This is a genomic window from Desulfovibrio piger ATCC 29098 (assembly GCF_000156375.1).
Taxonomy (GTDB): domain Bacteria; phylum Desulfobacterota; class Desulfovibrionia; order Desulfovibrionales; family Desulfovibrionaceae; genus Desulfovibrio; species Desulfovibrio piger.
Map to the genome: position 1 here is coordinate 823946 of NZ_DS996359.1, position 17299 is coordinate 841244.

Annotated in this window: 15 protein-coding genes and 2 tRNA genes; 12 read left to right on the forward strand and 5 right to left on the reverse strand. The window is 62.6% G+C overall.

What is annotated here, in order from left to right:
* Positions 1–128: 128 nt before the first annotated feature.
* Positions 129–884 carry a BON domain-containing protein gene (locus DESPIG_RS10130; protein ID WP_006008262.1) on the reverse strand — a complete coding sequence of 252 codons (756 nt, stop codon included), beginning with the start codon at positions 882–884 and terminating at the stop codon, positions 129–131.
* Between the two features lie 22 nt (positions 885–906).
* The gene (gene murA / locus DESPIG_RS10135; protein WP_006008263.1) at positions 907–2157 is read right to left on the reverse strand and encodes a UDP-N-acetylglucosamine 1-carboxyvinyltransferase; all 1251 of its coding nucleotides are present in this window, start codon (positions 2155–2157) and stop codon (positions 907–909) included.
* 218 nt (positions 2158–2375) lie between these two features.
* Between murA and DESPIG_RS10140 the strand changes: the two genes are divergently transcribed.
* Positions 2376–2451: transfer RNA gene (locus tag DESPIG_RS10140), tRNA-His, on the forward strand.
* A 347-nt stretch (positions 2452–2798) separates the two neighbouring features.
* A tRNA-Pro gene (locus tag DESPIG_RS10145) sits at positions 2799–2875 on the forward strand.
* A 295-nt stretch (positions 2876–3170) separates the two neighbouring features.
* On the opposite strand, the gene DESPIG_RS12930 is transcribed toward DESPIG_RS10145, so the two are convergent.
* Positions 3171–4904, reverse strand: coding sequence for a sigma 54-interacting transcriptional regulator (locus tag DESPIG_RS12930; protein WP_081446870.1), 1734 nt, complete (start codon positions 4902–4904; stop codon positions 3171–3173).
* A 414-nt stretch (positions 4905–5318) separates the two neighbouring features.
* Between DESPIG_RS12930 and DESPIG_RS14480 the strand changes: the two genes are divergently transcribed.
* The 10 genes from DESPIG_RS14480 to grdA all read left to right on the forward strand — a co-directional run bounded on the left by DESPIG_RS14480 (position 5319) and on the right by grdA (position 14423).
* The gene (locus tag DESPIG_RS14480; RefSeq protein ID WP_006008268.1) at positions 5319–5447 is read left to right on the forward strand and encodes a hypothetical protein; all 129 of its coding nucleotides are present in this window, start codon (positions 5319–5321) and stop codon (positions 5445–5447) included.
* Between the two features lie 15 nt (positions 5448–5462).
* The gene (locus DESPIG_RS10155; RefSeq protein WP_040369813.1) at positions 5463–5780 is read left to right on the forward strand and encodes a hypothetical protein; all 318 of its coding nucleotides are present in this window, start codon (positions 5463–5465) and stop codon (positions 5778–5780) included.
* Between the two features lie 68 nt (positions 5781–5848).
* The gene (locus tag DESPIG_RS10160; protein WP_006008272.1) at positions 5849–7099 is read left to right on the forward strand and encodes a glycine/sarcosine/betaine reductase component B subunit; all 1251 of its coding nucleotides are present in this window, start codon (positions 5849–5851) and stop codon (positions 7097–7099) included.
* Positions 7100–7166: 67 nt separating this feature from the next.
* Positions 7167–8471 (forward strand): glycine/betaine/sarcosine/D-proline family reductase selenoprotein B, encoded by a 1305-nt coding sequence (locus DESPIG_RS10165; protein ID WP_081446871.1) that lies wholly within the window; start codon positions 7167–7169, stop codon positions 8469–8471.
* Between the two features lie 24 nt (positions 8472–8495).
* Entirely contained in the window at positions 8496–9731 is a 1236-nt protein-coding gene (locus DESPIG_RS10175) for an SLC13 family permease (RefSeq protein ID WP_006008278.1), read from the forward strand.
* A gap of 109 nt (positions 9732–9840) precedes the next feature.
* Positions 9841–10758: a thioredoxin-disulfide reductase gene (gene trxB, locus DESPIG_RS10180; protein ID WP_006008282.1), complete on the forward strand. Its 918-nt coding sequence runs from the start codon at positions 9841–9843 to the stop codon at positions 10756–10758.
* Between the two features lie 63 nt (positions 10759–10821).
* A complete protein-coding gene (grdC, locus tag DESPIG_RS10185) occupies positions 10822–12357 on the forward strand; it encodes a glycine/sarcosine/betaine reductase complex component C subunit beta (RefSeq protein WP_006008284.1) in 1536 nt (511 codons plus the stop codon).
* An 8-nt stretch (positions 12358–12365) separates the two neighbouring features.
* Positions 12366–13526, forward strand: a complete 1161-nt coding sequence (grdD, locus tag DESPIG_RS10190; RefSeq protein ID WP_006008286.1) for a glycine/sarcosine/betaine reductase complex component C subunit alpha — start codon at positions 12366–12368, stop codon at positions 13524–13526.
* 38 nt (positions 13527–13564) lie between these two features.
* Complete coding sequence (locus DESPIG_RS10195; RefSeq protein WP_006008287.1) at positions 13565–13882, forward strand: thioredoxin family protein; 318 nt, start codon at positions 13565–13567, stop codon at positions 13880–13882.
* A 64-nt stretch (positions 13883–13946) separates the two neighbouring features.
* Entirely contained in the window at positions 13947–14423 is a 477-nt protein-coding gene (grdA, locus tag DESPIG_RS10205; RefSeq protein ID WP_081446872.1) for a glycine/sarcosine/betaine reductase complex selenoprotein A, read from the forward strand.
* 228 nt (positions 14424–14651) lie between these two features.
* Here grdA and DESPIG_RS10210 read toward each other — a convergent pair whose 3' ends face one another.
* Positions 14652–15974: a nickel pincer cofactor-dependent isomerase, group 22 gene (locus DESPIG_RS10210; RefSeq protein WP_006008293.1), complete on the reverse strand. Its 1323-nt coding sequence runs from the start codon at positions 15972–15974 to the stop codon at positions 14652–14654.
* A gap of 59 nt (positions 15975–16033) precedes the next feature.
* Positions 16034–17248, reverse strand: coding sequence for a mandelate racemase/muconate lactonizing enzyme family protein (locus tag DESPIG_RS10215; RefSeq protein WP_006008295.1), 1215 nt, complete (start codon positions 17246–17248; stop codon positions 16034–16036).
* Between the last annotated feature and the right edge of the window lie 51 nt (positions 17249–17299).

Below are 17299 nucleotides of genomic sequence, written 5' to 3' on the forward strand. Positions count from 1 at the left end.
CCGGCATCAGCCGCCCCGCGCCGTACGCACCAAAAGGAAAGGGCCCGTTCCATCGCTGGAGCGGGCCCTTCGTATGAAGGAAGATCGTTCATGACGGGGCCGGGCCCCGTCATCCTGGGGAGCTTGGGTTAGACGGCCCCGGCGGCCTCGTCACCCACCGGCGGCGGAGGCGGTGCCGTGGGCGGGGTCAGCTTGTGCGAGGAGTTGGCCGGCGGCATGGTGGGCACGTTCTGGGCCGCGGGCTGGGCGGCCGGTGCCGTGGACGGAGCCGCGGCGGGCGTGGCCGCCGGTTGCGTGCCCTGGCCCGCGCCGGGCACCACCTGGCCCTTGGGCACGGGCATGTCGGCCTGCTTCTGGGGCAGCATCAGATAGCTGATGACCTGCTTGACGCCCTCCACCTGACGTGCGGCACGGATGGCCAGCTTGCGTTCGGCCTCATCCTTGACCACACCCAGCAGCACCACGCGTCCGGCGTTGACTTCCGTGTCGATGCGGGTGGAGCTCAGGCCCGAGGTGCCGATGAGTTCCGTGCGCAGCTTGGTGGCCAGGACGAAGTCGCCGGTCTCGCTCTTGGCCGGGGTGAACCAGTGCGAGGTGACGGAGCGCACGCCCTTGTGTCGGCGGGCGATGCGGATGGCCTGGGAGCGCATCTTCTCGGGGGCCTCGCCCACCAGGAAGACATGGCCGTAATAGCAGTAGACCTTGATGCCCCAGCCCTGGGAAAGGTTGGCGTCCATAAGGTCGGACTTGATGCCCAGGGAGATCTCTTTGTCATCGGTGATGGTGCCGCTCAGGCGCTGGTCGTCGTACACGCCGTAGAGCGAGGCACAACCGCTGCTGAGCATGAGGCAGCAGAGGAGCAGCAGGGGGACGATGTAACGCATGTATCCTCCTTGCGCCGGAGCGCTATTCCTTTTCACGCCGGATGCGGGCACCCACGGCGTTGAGTTTGTTCTCGATGCGTTCGTAGCCGCGATCCAGATGGTAGATGCGCTGCACGTGGGTCGTGCCGTGCGCGGCCAGACCGGCCAGCACCAGCGAGGCGCTGGCGCGCAGGTCCGAGGCCATGACCGGGGCGCCGGTCAGACGGCTGACCCCGCGCACCATGGCCGTATGGCCGGAGATCTTGATGTCCGCGCCCATGCGCACCAGCTCCAGCACGTGCATGAAGCGGTTCTCGAAGATGCTTTCTTCCACCATGCTGGAGCCTTCGGCCAGGCACATCAGGGCCATGATCTGGGCCTGCATGTCGGTGGGGAAGCCGGGGTAGGGACGGGTCTTCACGTCCGCGCCGCGCAGCACGCCCTGGTAGCGGGCCAGCACGCCTTCGGGGCGCTGTTCGATGGCCAGGCCCATGCTTTCCAGCTTGGCGATGACGGATTCCAGCTCGGTGAAGGGGCAGTTTTTGAGCAGCAGCTCGCCGCCGGTGATGCCGGCCGCCACCAAAAAGGTGCCGGCCTCGATGCGGTCGGCCATGATGGCGTATTCCGTGCCACGCAGGCTGCTGACGCCCTTGATGCGGATGGTGCTGCTGCCGTGGCCTTCGATCTGCGCGCCGCAGGAGATGAGGAAGTTGGCCAGATCCACCACTTCGGGCTCACGGGCCGCGTTTTCCAGCGTGGTCTCGCCGTCGGCCAGCACGGCTGCCATGAGCAGGTTCTCCGTGCCGCCCACGGTGGGCATGTCGAAGGTGATGTGGGCGCCGCGCAGCTTGTCGCAATGGCCCATGATGTAGCCTTCTTCCAGCTCGAAGGTGGCGCCCATGAGTTCCAGGCCCTTCAGGTGCTGGTCCACGGGGCGGGCGCCGATGGCGCAGCCGCCGGGCAGGGCCACGCGGGCCTGACCGATGCGGGCCAGCAGCGGGCCCAGGCACAGCACGGAGGCACGCATGGTGCGCACCAGGTCATACGGGGCCTCGGGCAGCAGGCTGCCGGGCGTCAGCTCCACGCGATGGTCGTCATAGCCGCAGGTGCAGCCCAGCACGTTCAGGAGCTTGATGGTGGTATGGATGTCGCGCAGGTCGGGCACATTGGTGTAGACCATGGGCGCATCCAGCAGGATGCCGGCAAAAAGAATGGGCAGGGCGGCATTTTTGGAGCCGCTGATATCTATGGTCCCTTTGAGCGGCGTACCGCCTTCGATAATGAGCTTGTCCATCAGGATCCTCGTGCGGCCTGCAGGCCCTGGCCTGCGGCGCATGCTGGGGGTTGCGGCACCGGTCCCGTCCCTGTGGGGACTGGCCCGTGCTCCGGCAAAACATGGTGTTTGGAGCCGGTATCGGATGCTAGTTTTTTTTCTAAAAAAAATCCAGAAAGAGAAATGTAAATTTTTGCTTGCATATTTTTCGGGATGTGCGTATACACGTCTTCGTTACGGCGGAAGTAGCTCAGTTGGTAGAGCACCTGGTTGTGGCCCAGGTGGCCGTGGGTTCAAGTCCCATCTTTCGCCCCATAAGGAAATCCCCCCGCTTTCGAGCGGGGTTTTTCTTTTTCTGCCGCCAGGTTACCTGTCTGGAAAAGGGGCCAGCGCTCACGCCGATGGCCGTGGCCGGGAGCCCGGGCACGGATGAGCCCCTGCTCCTTTCCCGTGCGCAGGGAAGGGCAGGCATGGCCAGCTCCTTTTTGGGGGGAGGAAGGGCGCCCCTGTCCGCAGCCGGCACCCGCCCGGTGTGGAAGAAGGCCAAGGGGCCTTCCGTTACAGGATGGCGATCCCTCCCTTATGGAGGCAACGGCCCTTGCGGCCTCCGGACGGGCCGCCCTTGCCAAAGCAGGGCCTTTTGCGTACAAAACATCCCATCACGGAGCGTGGCGCAGCATGGTAGCGCACCTGCTTTGGGAGCAGGGGGTCGCTGGTTCGAATCCAGTCGCTCCGACCATAAAAAGATCAAGAGGTCATACCACGATGTGGTGTGACCTCTTTTTGTTTTTGCGGCCCATGGCGGCCATGCCGCAGGGAGTCCCCGCAGGCCTTGGGAAGCGCGTCCAATCTTTCCCTGCGGGCGTGCCTGGGGCGGAGAGGACGAGGCAGGGCGGCAAGGCCCCCACCTGCAAGGATAGGCAAGGCGGGTGCATGGGCCGTCAGGACAGGGCGCCTCATCCCCTCTTCCGGACAGGCAGCCATGCCGGGGCGGCCGTCCCCACACCGGACAGCCCGCGCCGGGGAAAACGGGTTTAGCGGCAGGCGGGTTTCTTGCGCCCGGCGATGATACGGTAGAGCTTTGCCCGGGAGATGCCGAGCGAAAGCGCAGCAAGGGCCTTGTTGCCTTTGTGCTGTTCCAGGCTGTCCATGACCGCTTTGAATGCGTAGTCCGCCATCATGTCGTCCAGTGTCCGGGAACCGCCGGAAGGATAGGTCGAGGCATCCAGAAGATACTGCGGAAGGTGGCGGCTTTCGATGATATTGCCGTCGATGATGTTGAACGCGTATTCGATGATGTTGCTCAACTCTCGAACATTGCCCGGCCAGTCGTAATTCATGAACAGATAGTAGACTTCCTTGGAAACGCCGCTGATATTTTTTTTGAATATCTGGGAATAGAGCCGCAAAAAATAAATGATGAGCGACTTGATGTCTTCTTTTCGTTCGCGCAATGGCGGGATGGTGATGGAGACGACGTTCAGGCGGAACAGCAGGTCACTGCGGAACCTGCCCTGCTTGACCAGCTGGAGCAGGTCCCTGTTCGTGGCCGCAACGATGCGGACGTCGAGCTGTTTGGAGCTTTGTCCGCCGATGCGCTGCACCTCGCGCTCCTGGATGATGCGCAGCAGCTTTGCCTGGAGGGAGAGGGACATCTCGCCCAGTTCGTCAAGAAAGATCGTTCCGGTATGTGCCTGTTCGAACAGGCCGGGGTTGCCGCTTTTCTTGGCCCCGGTGAACGCGCCGGAATCATAGCCGAACACTTCGGCTTCCAGCAGGGATTCCGGCAGGCTGGCGCAGTTGAGCTTGATGAACGGGCCGTCGGCCCGTTCGCTGAGTTCATGGAGCGAGCGGGCCAGCAGCTCCTTGCCCGTGCCGCTCTCGCTTTGCAGGAGCACGGTCGAGGAGGAGGGCGCCACCTTCTTGATGATGGCCTTGATGCGCAGGACCGATTTGCTTTGGCCGACGAAAGACTGGATGGAGGGCTTTTCGGCCCCTTTCCTGTTCCCAGCGGGCGGGTAGCGCAGTTCCGAAAGGGGTGTCTGGGCCGTTTTCAGGCTGTTTTTCAGGGGCTTTCCTTCCTCCGCCGATACGGCGGAAAAATAGATGAGGAAACCGTGCAGCCTCTCCCCTGATATCATGAGCTTTCTTTTTTCAGCCAGGAACGTCTGGCCTGTCTTCTCGTCCCTGTAGGAAGATTCCGACAGGGACGCCCCCTCTTCGTTCTCGGAAAAAATCCCCAGCAACAGTTCAAGATCCTTCAGGGTCCTGACGTCGTATTTTTTGTGCTGCGACGAGATGATGTCGTGCATGGTCGCGTTCATGAACACGACGCGTTCGAAGGCATCCGCAACGACGATGCCGTCGGTGATGCATTGCATGGACATCTTGAAGCGCAGCAGATGGGTGAACTGCTGGCTGAGGTCTTCGGCCATCTTTTTTACGTCGGTGATGTCCGAGAGCAGGATGACGAGATCTTCCCCGTCAAAAAAAGAGTCGATGATATAGGTGTGGTCAGCGATGTTCAGCTTGCGCAACTTGATCTCTGTCGCATCCCTTGCCTCAAGGACTTTGGGCAGGGAAAGCTCGGAAAACAGGATCTCCTTCAGTTTCTTGATGGATCTTCCGGTCAGCGAAAGGAGCTTCAGACCGGCACTATTGACGGCAAAAAGCTCTCCCTTGCGGGAAACGACAAGTATGGCTTCGGAAAGATGGTCAAGGAGAGCGCTCTTTTGCAAAGATACATGACGAGAAACAGTATCATTCATGGACTGTCACCATCCGCAAACAACATCATCGTCCCGGCAGGACGACATTCCTGATCGAAAGCCCGGCGGCCATGAAAGGGCCCTTCAGCGGAACCGGCATGATCCGGGACAGGAGTCCGTGCACGGTTTCCCTCCCTGTGGAGCACGCCATACCTGACTATTACATAGTTATCCGTAATGACAAACAAAAAATTCCCTGCCGTCTGAAGGGACGGAGTGTTTCAGAATAAGAAAAATGCTGTCTCAAAAATAAAGATATAACATATTGATATAACATATTTTTTGATATCAATATCTTTTTTGATCTCAAAAATGAGACAGCATCATTTTATTGTTTTGCTAATATAACGATATTTTTTGATATTTTTCATGGCATGGCTCTTGCTAATTAAATCACAAACGCAAGGAGCTGTAATGGAAGATACCACCCCTCAATTCATAGTGATCGGAGCCATGGACGGGGTCTCCTCCGGGGCCCTGTGTTCCGCGCTGGAGGAAAGTGGCCATACCGTGATCTACGCCATCAACCAGTTTTTCGTTTGAATGACCGCAGGCGCTATGGATCTGGAAGATCAATGGAAGCTGGCCAAGGTCATCGAACATGGCAACCATGCCAACCTGTACGTCCTTATTGGCTGCCCGGATGCGGAAAGCAGCCAGATCCAGGCGGAAACGGTCTCCACCGGGGACCCCTCCCTTTCGGGACCGCTGACGGGGAAGCAGTTGCGGCTCAAGGTGATGCATATCGTGGAGCCTGAAGCAGCAGCCTTTTTTTCTCCCCAGGCATTCGAGAAGTACATCCTTCCGTTCATCCACAGATTCGACAAGGAGGCAATCTGCCAGCGGATGAATGATCTCCGCAAAAAGAATATGTGACATATGCAATAGTTTTTCATGCATGCGTCAAGTGAACACGAGTGTGCATTTTGGTAAAGGAGTCAGTGATGGAATTGGAATTTTTTGATTTTCCTGTTCAGAATGTCGTATTCGGGGAAAAGACGGCTCTGGAAGGGACAGTGCTCACCATCAACCGGGAAGAGATGGCCCGGCAGATCGATCCGGACGGTTTTTTCTCCGACGTGCAGATAGACATCGCCCGTCCCGGTGAAGCCGTACGCATCATCAACATCATGGATGTCATGCAGCCGCGCTGCAAGGAATCGGATGCGGAAAGCCCCTACCCGGGCATGTTCTCTTCCATGCAGCTTGCCGGTACGGGGCGCACATATGTCCTCCAGGGGGTCAGCGTCATGCAGACGGGCAGACGCCAGGGCATACAGGAAGGCATCATCGACATGTCCGGGCCCGGCGCGGCGTATTCGCTGTTCAGTTCGCTCTGCAATGTCGTCCTGCGCTGCACGCCGGCGGATCCCAATGCCAGCAACAGTGATTTCGACGCCGCCACGCGCAAGTCCCTGCTGGCAGCGGCCCTGTATCTGGGGAAGACCGCACGGGGGCAGCAGCCGGGGAGCGTACGTACCTTCAGCACGGATACGCCCGTGGATCCCCATCTGCGCAAGGTCGTCTACATCTATTACCTGCAATCGCAGGGCCCGCTGCGCAATACCTTCCTTTACGGCAAGGACGTCACCAGCCTCCTGCCCACGCTGCTCCATCCCAACGAAGTCATGGATGGTGCCATCGTCAGCGGCAACTACATCATCGCCTGCCAGAAGAACCCCACGTATCTGCACCTCAACAATCCCGTCATCCGGGAATTGTATGCCCGCCATGGCAAGACCCTGGATTTTGCCGGTGTGGTCATCGCCAACGAGCACAGCACACTTTTCGACAAGCGGCGTACAGCCGAGTTCGCCGCCAAGCTGGCCCGCCAGATAGGTGCCGAGGGCGTCGTCATGACCCAGGAAGGCGGCGGCCATGCCGACTCCGACCTCATGTTCTGCACCCGGGCCTGCGCTGCCCAGGGCATCCCGTCAGTGATGCTCATCAATGAACTGGCCGGGCCCGAGGGGGACCAGCCCTCGCTGGTGGATACCACGCCGCTGGCCCGCCATGTCGTCAGTACGGGGAACAATGACCAGGTCATCGATCTGCCCGGCATGACCACGGTCCTTGGAGGGGACTGCCTGCTCAGGGTGCCGGATGCCTCCCGGCCGTTCTCCACGGCACTGGGGCGGATGTACACGGCCACGAACCAGCTGGGAGCCTACAGACTTTCCGCCACGGCATTCTGATGCTGCGGGACGCGCTCTGCAGAGCCGGCATTTTCAAGGCAACCCTTCAACCCACTGAGAGAACGCCATGATAAAGATCGTCCACTATCTCAATCAGTTCTTCGGACAGATAGGGGGAGAAGACAAGGCAGACATCCCGCCGCTCGTCAGGCACGAGCCCGTCGGGCCCGCCATGGCTTTTGCCGCGCAACTCAAGGACATCGCCACGGTCTCGGCCACCGTCATCTGCGGTGACAACTATATCGCGGGCAATCAGGAGCAGGCCATCGAGACCATCATGGGCTTCATCCGCGAGGAAAAGCCCGACCTGTTCATCGCCGGCCCGGCCTTCAATGCCGGACGCTATGGCCCGGCATGCGGCGCCGTTTGCGCGGCCGTGGCGGCGGAACTCCATATCCCGGTCATCACGGGCATGTATCCGGAGAACCCCGGCGCCGAACTGTACCGGGACAAGGCGCTCATCATCGAGACCGCCAATTCCGTGGCCGGCATGCGCCAGGCCGTGACCGCCATGAGCGCGCTTGCCAGAAAGATAGCCACGGGCGTCCCTGTCGGCCCCGCGGCGGCAGAGGGCTACCTGCCCACCGGACATCGCCGGAACATCTGGAGCGACAGGGACGGCGCCGAGCGCGCCGTGGACATGCTGCTTGCCGTGCTCGACGGCAAGGCCGAAGAGGTGGGCACGGAGCTGCCCATGCCGGTCTTTGACGAAGTCGCTCCGGCAGCGCCTTTGGCCGACCCCGCCAAGGCCCGCATCGCCCTCGTCACCGAAGGCGGGCTGGTGCCCAAGGGGAACCCGGACGGCCTTGAATCGTCCCGGGCGAGCAAGTACCTGCGGCTGTCGCTGGAGGGGCTCCGGACCCTTGCACCGGAATCCTTCCAGACCGTCCATGGCGGGTACAACAATGCCTTCGTCAATGCCGCGCCGTGCAGGCTGCTGCCTCTCGATGTCTGCCGTGAACTGGTGGCCGAGGGCGTCATCGGCGAGCTGGCCGACTACTGTTTCACCACCACGGGCAACGGCACCTCCTACAACAACAGCAAGGAATTCGGGAAGGCCATCGCTGCCGCTTTGAAGGCGGACAACGTGCAGGGGGTCATCCTTACCTCCACCTGAGGCACCGGTACTCGTTGCGGCGCAACGATCACCAAGGAAATCGAACGCATGGGCATCCCTACCGCCCAGATTTGCACCATCACTTCCATTGCTGCCTCCATCGGCGTTCCCCGCATCGTCCCCGGGGAGGGCATCCCCTTCCCGGTGGGCAATCCTTCCCTCGATGCCGCTGCGGAAAAGAAGCTGCGCAGGGGCCTTGTCCTGAAGGCCCTGCAGGCCATCAGCCAGCCGGCTTCCGGTCCCAGTCATCCTTAATCAGCAACCTTTGTGGGGGATCCCATGACTACTCTGCAAATATACGCACTGGTCTGGCTCGCCTTCGTCTTCGGCCTGAGCCTCTGGCAGCACATCAACCTCGGGCTGATCATGATCCCGGCCAGCTTCCTGCTGGCCCTGTTCACCGGCCTGCCCCTCAAGGAACTGTACGCCGCCTTCCCGGCCAAGCTCGTCCTGCTGGTCCTGGGGGTCATGTATCTGTGGAACCATGTGCAGGAGAGCGGTTTTGCGGGCATCATCGTCAAGAAGGCCGTGGCACTGGCCAGGGGCCGGGTCTACCTCCTGCCCTGGATCATCCACGTACTGGCAGCCCTCATCTGCGCTGTGGGTGCCCTGCCGGCCGCGGCCTTCGCCATCACCGTGCCGGTGGCCCTGGAGATCGCTAAGCGTGAGCGTATCAGCCCGACCATGATGGGGATCATCCTGATCCAGGGCTCGTGCGTGGGCGGTTTCACCCTGTTCAATCCCTGGGGCAACCTTGTGGCCGAACAGGCCGCGCATGCGGGCATCCCCATCGACCCGACCTGGCTTTTCCTCTCGCAGGGCGTGGTCGCCATCGCCGTGGCCGTGGTCGCCTTCTTCGTCTTCGGCGGCATGGAGCTGATCCGCCGTCCCGTGCAGCAGAACCGTGGCGGGGAAGAAGGGCAGGAGGCCACCGGGCCCCTGACGCCGTACCAGATCTGTTCCTTCATCGGCATGATCCTGTTCATCGTGCTGGCGCTCCTCAAGTATGACGTGGGCCTGACCGCCTTCACCATCGGCATGGTCCTGCAGATCGCTTTCCGCATCAAGTCCAAGGCCGCCCTGAGCAAGCTCCCCTGGGGCATCGCCATCATGATCGCCGGCGTCCTCATCTATGTGGGCCTGCTGGAAAAGCTGGGCGTGCTGCGGGTCATCGGTGACTACCTTGCCAGCATGGAAGATCCGTCCCTCGTGCGCTTCAGCGTCGCCATCGTGGGCACCATCCTGGCCAACTTCGAATCCTCGTCCATCGCTGTCCTCGGTCTGGTCATCCCCGTGGCCGTAAAGTCCATGGCCGGTTCCACGGCTGTCCTGGCCAACAGCATCTCGCTGGGCGTCTTGTCGGCCTGCCTGGTGGTCATGTGCGCCAGTCCCTTCCATATCGGCGGGGCGCTCATCCTGTCCGAGGCGGAAGACTACGACAAGACCTTCCGGCACCTGTTGTGGTGGGTCCTGGCACTGACGCTGATCATGCCGTTCCTTACCTTCCTGTTGTGATCACTGCGCGGGGCTGTCCGCGCCATGCTCCTCCACCTCCCCACGGTCGTGCCGGGTACCACATCTCCTCCGTCCTGCCCGGCACGGCCAGCAAACCAATGAGGCTTTCATGGAAAGACATGAGCTTGTCATCATAGGTGCAGGTCCTGCCGGTCTTTCGGCCGCCATCTACGCCAGGCGCGCGGGTATCGAGACCCTCGTCCTGGAAAAGGGGCGCCCCGGTGGGCAGATCCTGACGACCAGCAGGATCGAGAACTATCCCGGTCTGCCCGAAGCCACCGGGGCTTCCCTTGCCGAGGCGCTCCGGGCACATGCCCTGAGCTTTGCGCCCCGGTTCATGACCGGTTCCGTGCAGAAGCTGTCCTGTTGCGGCGATGACAAGGTCATCGAACTCAAGGACGGCAGCCGGATCGCGGCCCGGGCCGTCATCATCGCCAGCGGTGCGGGTTTTCGCAGGCAGGGGTGCCCCGGTGAGGGCAAGTATACCGGTCTTGGCGTATCCTATTGTGCCGTATGCGATGCCGCTTTTTTTGAAGGTCTGGAAGTCGCCGTCATCGGTGGCGGCAATACCGCCGTGGAGGAGGCCGTGTATCTTACCGGTTTCGCTTCTAGGGTCTATCTCGTCCACCGGCGCGACACCTTCCGGGCCGACAGCCTCGCTGTGGAGCGGGCACTGGCCAATCCCCGGATCGTTCCGGTCATGGAGAGCGTGCTCGAAGCCATCGAGGGCAGTGATATCGTCGAAAAGATCCGGGTCAGGAACGTCAAGAGCGGTGAACAGCGCTGCATCCCCGTCAGCGGGGTATTCATCTTCATCGGCACGCTTCCCCATACGGAATTTTTGGAAGAGGGCCTGCTGCAGACGAAGGAAGGCGGCTGGATCGTCACGGACGAGAGCATGCGCACGTCCGTCCCCGGCATCTTTGCCGCGGGCGACGTACGGGACACCCCCTTGCGGCAGGTGATCACCGCGGCGGGGGACGGGGCCCGGGCCGCCATGGCCGCCTACGGCTATCTGCACGGCTGAGCCGCCTGCCGCCCGTAAGGACGGCTCTGTCGCAAACTTCCCAACGGAAACAAGGAAGGCACCATGAATACTGTCGGCATCAAGGCCACGGCCTACTGCCTGAATTTTGCTCCCGAGCTGGCGCTGCACTATGGCGGGACGCCGGTCCAGGAACGCCGCTCCGGGCGTGATCCGGGCTTTTTGCAGGCGCTGGAGGCGCAGGCCCAGACCTATGAACAGGCGCAGGCCTACGCGCCCAACAAGACCTATATCGGTGCCATGAGCATCGATGAGCTGCAGGCAGCGCCCCGTCCCTGGACGGAACATCCCTGCGAGCCTGCCCGCTTCGGAAAGTTCGGCGAGATCATGCCCGAGGACGAGCTGCTCGGGCTCATGGACATCTGTGACGTCTTCGACCTCATCTGGCTGGAAGAAGGCTTTGCCGCCCGGATCGCCCAGCGTCTTGCCCAAGATCCCGTGCTGGGGCCGGAACAGCTGGGACGTCTGGAAAAGGGCCATCCGGCCGCGGAGATCGCGGAGATGGTGGAACAGCACCATGCCCTGCCGCTCTATCATAAAGGCCGGGTCGTGGGCTGCTGCCGCCGCGCCCATGACACGGACGAGAACCTGTCCGCCGACATCATGCTGGAGAACCTGGCCTGCAAGGCCAGCGGCGTGCTGTCCCTGCTCCATCTGATCAGGAACGCTGGCCTTGCGCCCGGCGACATAGATTTTGTGGTGGAATGTTCTGAAGAAGCCGTGGGCGACGCCCTGCAACGCGGCGGCGGCAACATGGCCAAGGCCGTTGCCGAGATCTGCGGCTGCGGCAATGCCAGCGGCTTCGACATCCGGGGCTTCTGTGCCGGGCCCGTGGCTTCGGTCATCGCCGCCGCCAGCATGGTGGCCAGCGGGACACGGGCCAATGTGGCCGTCATCAGCGGCGGTTCGGTGCCCAAGCTGTACATGAACGCCCGGGACCACATCAGGAAGGGGACCGTCCCGCTGGAAAACTGCATCGGCAGCTTCGCCCTGTTGCTCACGCCCGATGACGGGACGTGCCCGGTCATCCGCCTGGACTGCCTGGGCAAGCATTCCGTGGCTGCCGGTGCCGCGCCGCAGGCCATCACCGCCGCCCTGACTTTCGAGCCGCTCGCCCGCGCGGGCCTCACGCTCACCGATGTGGACAAGTATGCGCCCGAGCTGCACAACGCGGAGATAACCCTCCCGGCAGGCGCGGGCAACGTACCGGAAGCCAACTACAAGATGATCGCGGCCCTGGCCGTCATGAAGGGCCAGCTTGCCCGTGAGGATCTTGGCCGCTTCGTGGCGGAGCGCGGCATGCCGGGTTTCGTCGCGACCCAGGGGCACATCCCCTCCGGCGTCCCCTATATGGGCCATGCCCTGGAAGCTTTCAGGGCCGGGACGCTGCGGCGGGCCATGATCATCGGCAAGGGGAGCCTCTTCCTCGGGCGCCTGACGAACCTGGCCGACGGTGCCTCTTTCATCATGGAACGGCCCTGTGACAGGCAGGCGGACCAGGGGGCCCCCGGCAGAGAGGACGTGCTGGAAGTCCTGCTGGGCGCACTGGAAGATCTGGCCGTCACCCTCCAGAAGGCATAGGAGGCCCTATGGCTAGGCAAGACAATACGCGTGCCGCCATCGGCAAGGCCCTTGAAGAGGTCGTCATGCGGGCCCGATGCGGGAAGAAGCCCTGCCGCCTCGGCCTGATGGCCGCCGGCAGCGAGTTGCCTCTCCAGGAATTCCTTTGCGCGGCCCGGGACGCCATGGATGCCGATCCCGCCCTGCGTATCACGGGCATAGGCCCGCTGCCTGACGGGCCGCTGCCCGACGGCCTGGACTGGCAGGAGACGGAAAACAGCGGCGATGCTGCTGCGGCCGTCATGGAATCCCTCCTCGACGAGGGCAGGATCGAGGGCGCGGTGGCACTGCATTATCCTTTCCCCATGGGCGTGACCACCATAGGCCGCATGCGCTGCCCCGCCAGCGGCCGCCCCATGTTCATGGCGTCCAGTACGGGCATGAGCGCTCCCCGGCGGGCCGAGGCCATGCTCCGCAACGCGGTCCTCGGTGCCGGTGTGGCCAGGGCCTTGGGCCTGCCGCTGCCGGTGCTGGGAGTGCTGAACTTGGAGGCTGCTCCCCAGGTGGTCCGTGCCCTGTCGCACATGGTGGACAAGGGCTATCCCGTGCGGCTGGGCGAGAGCATCCGCCGGGACGGCGGCGCCCTGCTGCGCGGCAACGACCTGCTGTGCGGAGCCGTGGATGTCTGCGTCACGGATACCCTGACCGGGAATGCCCTCATGAAGGTCTTTGCATCCTTCACGTCCGGGGGGAGCCGTGAGACCTGCGGCTGGGGCTATGGGCCCTCTGTGGGCGAAGGCTGGGACAAGGTCATCAGCATCGTTTCCAGAGCGTCGGGTGCGCCGGTCATCACCGGGGCGCTGCTCTATACGGCCCGGGCGGTGCGGGCAGGTCTGCCCGGGAAGATCCGGGAGGAGTTCCGCCTTGCCGCTGCCGCGGGCCTGGAAGCTGAGATCGCGGCCCTGGCTCCCGCACCTGTGCAGGAAGAGGCCGGGCCGCCGCCGGCCGTCCCCACCGATGCGGAACTGCACGGTATCGACGTGCTGGATCTTGAGGCGGCCGTCCACTGTTTGTGGCGGAACGACATCTACGCCGAGGCGGCCATGGGCTGCACGGGGCCTGTCATCAAATTGCCCGCCCACAGCCGGGATGCTGCGCGGCAGCTCCTTACGGACGCGGGCTATCTGTAAAGCATAGCATTCTGTCAATCCCGAGACGAGGTGAACCCATGATCAGCGTGAACAAGGAAAATTTCGAGGCTGAAGTCCTGCAAAGCGATATGCCCTGCGTCGTGGATCTCTGGGGGCCGCAGTGCGGTCCCTGTCTGGCCCTGATGCCCGAGGTCGAGAAGCTGGCCGGAGAATTTGAAGGCCGCATCAAGTTTTGCAAGCTCAATGTGGCCGAAAACCGCCGCCTGGTGATCGGGCTGCGCGTCATGGCCGTCCCCACCATCCTGTTCTACAAGGGGGGCGAGAACACGGCCCGCCTGACGGGAGAGGGCGTCTCCATCGAGAGCATCAGGGAAGAAGCCGAAAAGCTGCTGTGAACGCCGCCGTCGTGCTGTGCGACTGTCATGCGATCACTACATACAAACATGTTGAGGTAATATCATGAGCAAGCTCAAGGGCAAGAAGCTTCTGCTGCTGGGTGAGCGGGACGGTATCCCCGGCCCGGCTATGGCAGATGTGTTCGCCAATTCGGGCGCAGAGGTGCTGTTCTCTGCCACCGAATGTTTCGTCTGAACCGCCGCCGGTGCCATGGATCTGGAAAATCAGCAGCGCGTCAAGGACGCTGCTGAGAAGTACGGTGTGGAAGACCTGATCGTCGTTCTTGGTTCTTCGGATCCCGAAGGGGCCGAAATCTATGCCGAGACCGTCACCATGGGCGACCCCACCTTTGCCGGCCCCCTGGCAGGAGCCTCGTTGGGGCTCTGCGTCTATCATGTGCTGGAACCCGAGATGAAGGCCGAGGCCGATCCCCAGAAGTGGGAAGAGCAGATAGGCATGATGGAGATGGTGCTCAATGGCGATGCGCTGGCGGAAGCCGTGCGCAAGATGCGTGAAGCCAACAGCAAGGTGACCTTGTAATACGGAAAAGGCGGGAGGCTGTCCCGCCGGACCCCTATGGACGAAGTACGGCCCCGGAACGGATGTTCCGGGGCCGTTTCGTATCCGGCAGACGGCTCCGGGCCGGCCCGGTGAGGATGGGGCGAGGAGATGCACCGGGAGGCCCGGGAGAAGGAGGCCTGTCTGCCGCTACGGCTGGCGGGAGCAGGGATCCAGGGCGATGGCGGGACCGGGATCAGGGCGGACCGGTCAGGCTTCAGGCCAGGAAATATTCAGATGCCCCGTGCTGTCGAAGACGAGCGGGCTTTCTTCCTTCCAGATGTCCCCCAGCATGTCGGGATGCGTCGCGCGCAGTTCGTCCAGCAGGGGGCGGGTCAGGAGGATGTGTCCGAGGTCACGCGTGGAGCGGATGACGGCCGCCCGGACAAATTCCGTCCGGGGCTGCCAGCAGATCTTCAGACCGGCCTGGATGGCCTCCCGTTCGCTGGCGAAAGCCGGGGGCAGCTTGACGCGATCCATGCAGCAGGAGGTAAGGGCGTTGATCCACATGGCTTCCAGATCCAGACCGTTGATGGTCTCTGTCGTGGTCACGTCCGCGATGCCGATGCCGATGCCGTTACCGCCGGAGGCGGCCGTCACGCGCAGGACCGCGATGGTATTGATGAAGGGGTGCCCGTAGGGCTCGCCGAAGCCTACCCGGCCCACGACCTTGGAATCCATGCCGGTGCCGCTGATGTCCTTGCCGATCTCTTCCACGACCAGCATGTCCAGTTGTTCGAAGGGCAGCACGGCCTTGAGCTTCTTGGCCCTGGCCAGCAGTTCCCGGTCGGCCTTGAGCATGTCCGCGGCTTCGACGCCTTCCACGAGGCAGATGCGGCTCTCGGCATTTTCCACCACGGCCAGCCCGAAGGCCACAGGCGCATGGGCGATCATGTGTTCGGCCAGGCGGGGGATGTATTCCACCAGCCCCTTGCGGCCGTAGATATGGGCATTCTTGGCGCCCAGATCCTTGCCGAGGCCCACGGTGAGCATCTTGCACAGGCCGCTTTCGATGTCTGACGTGAAATTGGTATGGGCCTTGACCCTGACCACGGTCATGATGGCATCGGCTTCAAAGGCATCACGGGAAATGTGGCAGTTCACGCCGGGGGCCACGCAGCCCAGGTCCACCGTTTCCATGGAGGAGACGACCGGAGCCCCGACGCTCTCCTCCGTGACGCCCAGGTGATGCAGCAGCATGCGCTGTCCTTCGGCATCGGCACCGCCGTGGCTGCCCATGGCGGGCACGATGAACGGCGTGAGCCCCATGCCGCGCAGGGCCGTGATGCAGCCGCGTACCAGCAGGGGGAGCCGGTCGATGCCCCGGCTGCCCACGGCCACGGTCACGCGGGCGCCGGAAGGCAGGGCCCGCAGGGATGGGGAGCCCATGACCTTTGCCTGTGCCAGGCTTTCGACATCGGCACAGGCCGGTGCGGACGGGGGACGCAGCCGGACACCGGTGAAGGCGGGGATCGTGACGGGAGAGACGAGCTTGAAGCTGCGCGGTCTGAAAGTGGCGATGCTGCTGTCCATGGAGCGACCTCAGGAAAAAGGAGGGGACAGGGGGCCCGGGCCCCCTGTCCCCGGTGCGGTTACATGTATTTCTTGGAACGGGTCACAGTGATGATGTTGCACTTCTTGATGGTCTCGGGCGTCAGTTCCTGGCCGATGCCGGGCTTGTCCGGGATGGCGTAGCGGCCGTTGACCGGCTGGTAGTCATAGAGGCAGGTCTCGCGGCTTTCGGGGTTCAGGGCGCGCTGATGGTGCTCGTGGATGAGGAAGTTGGGGATGACGGCTTCGATCTGCAGGGCGGCCGCCTTGGAGATGGGGCTGCCGCAGACGTGGATCTGCACGGCGCAGTCATAGGTGTGGCCCATGTCGCAGATCTTTTTGGCTTCGGTGATGCCGCCGCACAGGCAGATGTCCGGCTGGATGACCTGCAGGGCGCGGGCCTCGAAGAAAGGCCGGTAACCATAGCGGGTGTAGATGCGTTCACCGGAGGCGATGGGGATGTTCACCCTGTTCTTCACTTCCACCATGTTCTGGACGTTGAGGGGATGGCAGGGCTCCTCGAAGTAGAAGATGCGCAGGTCCTCCAGCGCCTTGCCCATCTGGATGGCCGAGGTGGTGTCGGTGTTGGAGTGGTTCTCGATGATGATGTCCAGATCGTCGCCGCCGGCTTCGCGCATGGCGGCCACACGGTCATAGACGGTCTTGATGACTTTGTGCTCCAGCGGACCGGTGATCTTCCAGGGGCCCTTGCCGTCAGGCTGGTTGCTGAAGATGATGGGGTCCACCTTGATGGCATCATAGCCTTCGGCCATGGCCACGCGGGTGACCTCCGCGTATTCTTCGGGGGTGATGAGTTTCTGCTTGTCCAGTTTGGTGCCCCAGTTGAACTGCAACTGGCTGGCGTAGACGCGCAGGTTGTCGTTGGTCTTGCCGCCCAGCAGCTGCCACACAGGCTGGTTCAGGGCCTTGCCCTTGATGTCCCACAGGGCGATGTCGATGCCGCTCATGCCGGCATAGACCACGGTACCGCCGCCCATGCCCCAGAAAGTCTTGCGGAAGATGGTCTCCCAGATGTGTTCGATATTCATGGGGTCTTCGCCGATGATGACCTCGGCGAAGTCCTGCACCATACCCAGACCGGCACGCCAGCCCTTGCCGTAGGCGAGGCCGACTTCGCCGAAACCGCTGATGCCTTCATCGGTGTTGATGCGTACGATGACGGGGGACCAGTCGCCGCGGGATGCCCCGGCGTTGCCGCTGGGCACCTGCATGACGTCGACGCTGACAATCTTCATGATGTTCTCCTTTATACGTACCGTGACCAGAGGGCGCGTGTACGGTTCAAA